Origin of the sequence: Salinivibrio sp. PR6 (assembly GCF_001995955.1) — a bacterium.
GTDB lineage: Bacteria > Pseudomonadota > Gammaproteobacteria > Enterobacterales > Vibrionaceae > Salinivibrio > Salinivibrio siamensis.
This window is the reverse complement of the sequence record NZ_MUFA01000036.1, coordinates 1-5,475: the sequence shown is the minus strand read 5'-3', so window position 1 is coordinate 5,475 and position 5,475 is coordinate 1. Positions and strand designations below refer to the sequence as shown.

Sequence of the window (5,475 nt, the reverse complement as noted above, 5' to 3'; positions counted from 1 at the left end):
ATATTTTCTCTATTACTCATTTTTAAACTCTCACTTCAATGTTGCGCTTGGCAAGTTCTTTGTCTTTCGGTGCTGGGTTTACGGTTAGGTTACCTTGATGGTTGCCGATAGCCACATAGCCCAGCGTCTCATTCTCTGATGCTTGCCAAGTAAAAGGTATACTGATGAGTACCGCCACTGTATCGTCGGTGGTACCGCCCATATTTAGTCGGAAGATAGGACCTCCTGATGCCTCATCTGTGCTCCATGTACCACCTTGCTCATTGACTACCACTGCAGGTTTCGGCTCAGCGACACGGTAGTGATAGTTTTTTTCTTTGGGCTTGCGAGTGACTTGTATACCAATCGTTGTTTCCTTAGCAAATGCAGGCAGTATCAACTCTAATTGCCATTGTTCAGTCCCAGCGTCCATCCATTGCGAAGGTAGGCGATTAGGAACCGAGTTCAGCCGAATTTGAGGTTTATTAATAATATTCTCTAAACTCTTCAGCTCTTCAAAAAACTCCCATTGTTTCGTCTGCTTTCCCCAAGTTGAGTGAAGTAACCATTTTTCGAGCTCTGAGCGCTTAAAAAGATTAATAATTGCAACGACTAGAACAGATACAATACCCGCTACCATTAGCGCGGTCATCATCCAAGTGGCAATAATGCTTCCTATACTGATATGTATCATGCCCGTGCGACTTAACAGAGTGAATAGACCTTGAACGCCAAATACAGCGAATTGAGTAACGGTTGCCAAAAATTTCACACCATAGCCCAGTCTTTCCATTCGTGCATAGCTCGAATCGTTCATTTTTGCGTAGCTATCCACTGTTTCCAGTCCTGTCGCGATAAACCCAAACAAAGAAACCATCGATGTGGCGTTAGCAAAAGTTTTTAGCATGGCCCCTTGAGACTTTGCTCGTTCGTCTATTGCTTCGCGAAGGCTTAGTTCAAGTAGTGTTCCATCTTTGACGATTTTTTCCCATGCCGCACCCCGCCAAAGCCCCGCAACCTCTGAGACCGCATAGGCGGTCGAGTAGGTGGCCTCTCTTAGTGCTGGGTTTGCCCATAAGCTAGTCTCTGGATACTGTTCGGCTTTGTAACGAATATTATGTAAAGCTGATGCGCTATTCCAAATATTGAGGATCGCAAGTATACCTCCCGTTTTGCCGAGTTTGTTCCACGATGTTTGAGCAGTTTGCGCGCCTTTTTGCCAGATGCGCTCTATTGTTTGATTGAGCATTTTTTTTGCTGCATCATTCGCCGCTTGATGCTTTAGCATTACCATTTGAGGTAACTCACTACTCAATAGCTTCTGCAGCCTTTGCTGAGCTGCATGCATGGTCTTAATCTGGTGATTTTTGGGAGTAGGTTGTCCCACCGGAGGTTGGCTGATGCGTGTAATCATCGCCACTTCGGCATCTACCTTTCGCTGCCATGCCGAAACTTGCGCCGGATAGTCTGGGTTGTGCGCAACAATCGCTTCTGAATTAACGATTGCCTCCAATATCACTAACCGTAAATTACTGATCATGCCTAAAGGGCTATTCGTGGTATTCATTTGGCTAGGAAACAACAGGTTGGTTATCGCTCGCCACGTCTGTTCCGCCGCCCCTGATACCGCATGCTGCAGCGCAGCAAAGCTTTTTTTCACAGGCTCGGCGAAGGATTGAAACCACTCCTTCTCTTGGATACGAACATCGCCCGTAAATCCGTTCCAGCTCTCAATCGCGCCAAACAGTGCCGACATGTCTGCCGAGCTATCTAAGGCGAGAAAGTGATGATCAATCTTCTGCACTTCATCATTGAGTGCTTGCCAATTGTCTTTGGAGAAACCTACTGACGCCAGCGCCAAGAGATTAGCAGGCTGGTCAAAGTCCAGAACTTTATTCAGCTCGGCATGTGCTTCTTGATTGTTTATCGCGTGTTTAACGCCGACCAAGTATTGACTTATTAAGCTCAGCAGATACACCAAATGATCCGTGTCTTGATTGTCTACACCCACAATGGCTGGATCGGTGCTTAATTGTTCGATGCCATGCATAAAGTCTTTGTAGCGAGTGGCAATACGCTCATCAAGACCTTGTAACTGGCTATAGTGGTCAGAAAGAAACTGATCTAGCGCTTCCCAATCCACTTCATCGGTAAAAATTGACTGCCTGCTCGCCTCTTCTACCAAGTTTTCATCAACCTGAGTGTCATATTTATCCTCAAGTTGCAATTTGGCGTTCTTTGCTGATTCGCTCAAAAAATCTAAGGTTTCTTTGGCGAGTTTATCTTCGGCGGTAATGGGGTCATCTGTATTATAGTAAACACTGTTGTTGGTCGTGCCTTCCACCTGATTTGAACGCTGTTGCAGCGCCACATACTCGCTGAGATCTCGCTCAAATTCTAACACCTGGATGGGGTTGTTTCGGATATGTGAAGGCAGTTTCTCTTCAGGTAGCTTCACTCGGCCAAGCGCGCGAGTGATCTCTGCCATTTGCAGTTTGTGTGTCGTGTCTTCATCCCCTTGCAAGCCTACAAGTTGTTGAACATCGGTAGACAGTGGGAAGAAAAGATCGGTCACATCAGCCAACCTATCATCCAGTGCAACAAAAAAGCCTTCATTGGGTTTTTCCAAATCCACCTTGTAGTCAGTGACTGTGCTACCTGGTTTGTGTGCAACGTGCTGGTGTTGTTGATCGTCTTGATCATCGGTTTCTAAATCATCGATTTCATCAAGCGGAGTACACGTACTTGTGAATAGCCCAGCCGGCGCGGACTCCTCGCCAATATCAATCACACTTTGCCCGAGTTGCTTTAAACTCCCGGTGTGTGGATGCGCCATGTTCTCGCGATAATAATCAAGATCGAGCTCTCGCATCCACGCACTACGCAGCTGACCCTTTTCTTGCATCAGCGTTTTTAGGCGCGCCGTCCAGCGTAGATGTGAAAACGCAAGATAGACCGTGTGTTTAACGGGATAGTTTAAACGGCTTGATGTTTCGCCATCGCTGTCATCATCCAGCTTTTTAATGAGTTTGGTGCCAGATACTTGGTATTCATCCAAGCGGTCCGCATCTTGATCGTAGACATATAACCAACCGTCCCTCAGTTGACGCAATGTACGCTGGCTATGCTCTGCCTCGATCCACGCTTCGCCTTGCCACTTTTTGGGTAAAGTAAATCTAGGAGTTTGATCGTCTTGCTCATAGCCATTATCGAACGCATAACGCACAGGAACAAAACCAACGCTGCCACCTTTTAATGGACACGGCCCGGTTGGATCGCGGCTATCTTGATTATTGGCACATTTGGCCGCTGAGATTGGGTCACTCATACCTGCTCCTGCTGATTCGCTAAGTAAGACTCGGCTTGCTCTGATTCACGCTTTGCTAATAAGGCTGCTTGCTCAATGCGTTGAGAAGGCGTCATTGCCGATGGATTGAGAACAAGATTGCTTATATCGGGATACACAGATACTTCGAGTGCTTGCTCCCCCACAAAACCTAACACATTAAAGAATTGCATCAGGTCTCGCCCGGTATGAAACCCTTGTTGATACGCAGTTTCTGCCCATGTCTGTAGCCATTGGTCAGGTTCTGATTGAGAGGCAAGACGCTTAGGAAAGTAAGTTTGCATATGTTGTTTAAGGCTTTGTATTTGATTGCGCCAAACCACTGTACCTAGCGCGTTCCATTGCGGATCAGAGAGTTGATAAGGCAACGAGACTGGCTTAGCCGACTCAGGTGCATGATAAACTTGCCAACCTTCACGCGTCGGCAGCCAAAGTGCTGACATTAAGGACCAAAAACCACCAAAATCATTGATAAGCAATGCATCAATGCATTCGCTGTGCGCCAACTTTAAGAACACTTTGCTGCCATAGGGTGACAGCACTTGAATAAAGTCCCGTAACTGATGTGCTACATCAAGCCCGGGGTGTGAAGACGCGAATACATATCCGGCAGTGGGTTGATTGAGCATGGTAAACCATGTCCATACCGCATCGGTCAATCGCACAATAAAAGGAGAAACCGTAAGCAGCTGGTCATAAGGCGGTTGAGTATAGACAGGCATAATGTCTAACTCCCCTTCCAAGCTATAGAGCTGCTGCGCTATCTCTTCAATTTGTCCGCCATCTACCATCAAATACAAACGATGGCCCTCTTGCGACTGCATGTCAGGGACGCTAGCGAATACATTGTCGTGAGCCAATACTGTCATGGCTATTCACACTCCTCACTTAGTGGAGACTGTCCTTTTAATGCCTCAGCTTGGCGTTTAGGAGCTAATGGTTGAGTGTCTGCCGCCCTAGGCGCCCACGATGGCGTCGGTGCCCCTTGCTGTGTTTCTGATGTGGTCATTACATCAACCGCTTGGATATCGGGGAGTGGCGCGGCTTCGGGATCGGCTAAGGCGTCGATGGTTTTTGGACGCTTGGCCATTTGGCCATTAAAGCCTGGGCCACTGCCTGCACTGCCGCCTGAGTTTAGGTTCACTGCGGCACCAGAAGCATGCACGCCTGCCGCATCCACTTTCACAAAGCTACCGCCGGCACTTAAGGTAACTTCTGCACCGGCTTCGATCACCAGTTTGGCGCCCGTTTTTAGGTGAATGTCACTCCCTGCATCTACAGCATGAACCTTACCGACTTTATAGTGCTCACTGGCTTTGACGAGGTTGGAGTGGTTGCCACCAATACGGGTACGACTCTCTCCCTCCACGGTATGATGCGCATTGCCCATCACACGATGAAAGTGGTCATTGTGTACCTGATGATGGTTGTCATGACCTATCTCGGTCACGCGGTCGTTTTCTACCTCGGTGTGCCAGTCTTTTTGCGCGTGTAAATACACTTGCTCACTGCCCGATTGGTCTTCGAACGTCAGCTCGTTGTAGCCCTCGCCTTGGTGACTTTCGCTCCGCCAAACCGTCTTGGTTTTGTGTGCCGGTAAAGTATAGGGCGGCACATTGGTCGCATGATAGGTGCGGCCGGTGATAATCGGTTGGTCCGGGTCACCGTGTAGGAAGGACACAATCACTTCATGGCCAATGCGGGGAATCGCCATCATGCCGTATTGGCTACCCGCCCAGCCTTGGGCCACCCGTATCCAGCAGCTGCTTTTGTCATCGCCGTTGGAATAACGGTCCCACGGGAAGTGGACTTTCACTCGACCGTGTTCATCACAGAAGATTTCTTCACCATCCGGTCCCACCACGGTGCCTATCATAGGGCCATCCACTTGGGGTTTGGGTGTGGGGGTTGCACGCCACGGGGTAGTGGCAGGGATAAGCATAAACTGGTTGTTGTAGGTGGTGGCCCCTTGACCGCCCTCTTCTTCCAGTGCTTGCGGTTGGCTACCTTGGTGATGCACCCGCACCACTTGCCACGCTTGGTTGACGTCCTCATCCAGATGGTCGCTGATGGTAAAGCGATAGCCGGCTCTTAATGCCGGTTCATTGCTTTGCCCGTTGGCATGCTCGGCCTCACGGCGTAAGTACTCG

3 protein-coding genes are annotated in these 5,475 nt (G+C 48.8%); all 3 read right to left on the bottom strand.

Going from position 1 to position 5,475, the window contains the following annotated elements; all coding sequences use genetic code 11:
• Positions 1-22: 22 nt before the first annotated feature.
• Positions 23-3,307 (bottom strand): T6SS effector BTH_I2691 family protein, encoded by a 3,285-nt coding sequence (locus BZG72_RS15825; RefSeq protein WP_077667262.1) that lies wholly within the window; start codon positions 3,305-3,307, stop codon positions 23-25.
• Positions 3,304-4,194, bottom strand: coding sequence for a DUF4123 domain-containing protein (locus BZG72_RS15820; RefSeq protein ID WP_077667261.1), 891 nt, complete (start codon positions 4,192-4,194; stop codon positions 3,304-3,306). The genes BZG72_RS15825 and BZG72_RS15820 overlap by 4 nt, the downstream gene beginning before the upstream one ends.
• Before the next feature lie 2 nt (positions 4,195-4,196).
• On the bottom strand, positions 4,197-5,475 hold a 1,279-nt coding region (locus tag BZG72_RS15815), incomplete at its 5' end, for a type VI secretion system Vgr family protein (RefSeq protein ID WP_131828043.1).

What these genes read in the sequence shown, in the direction of transcription:
- BZG72_RS15825 (WP_077667262.1), bottom strand. Translation starts at nt 3,307, where the DNA reads ATGAGTGACCCAATCTCAGCGGCCAAATGTGCCAATAATCAAGATAGC.
- BZG72_RS15820 (WP_077667261.1), bottom strand. Translation starts at nt 4,194, where the DNA reads ATGACAGTATTGGCTCACGACAATGTATTCGCTAGCGTCCCTGACATG.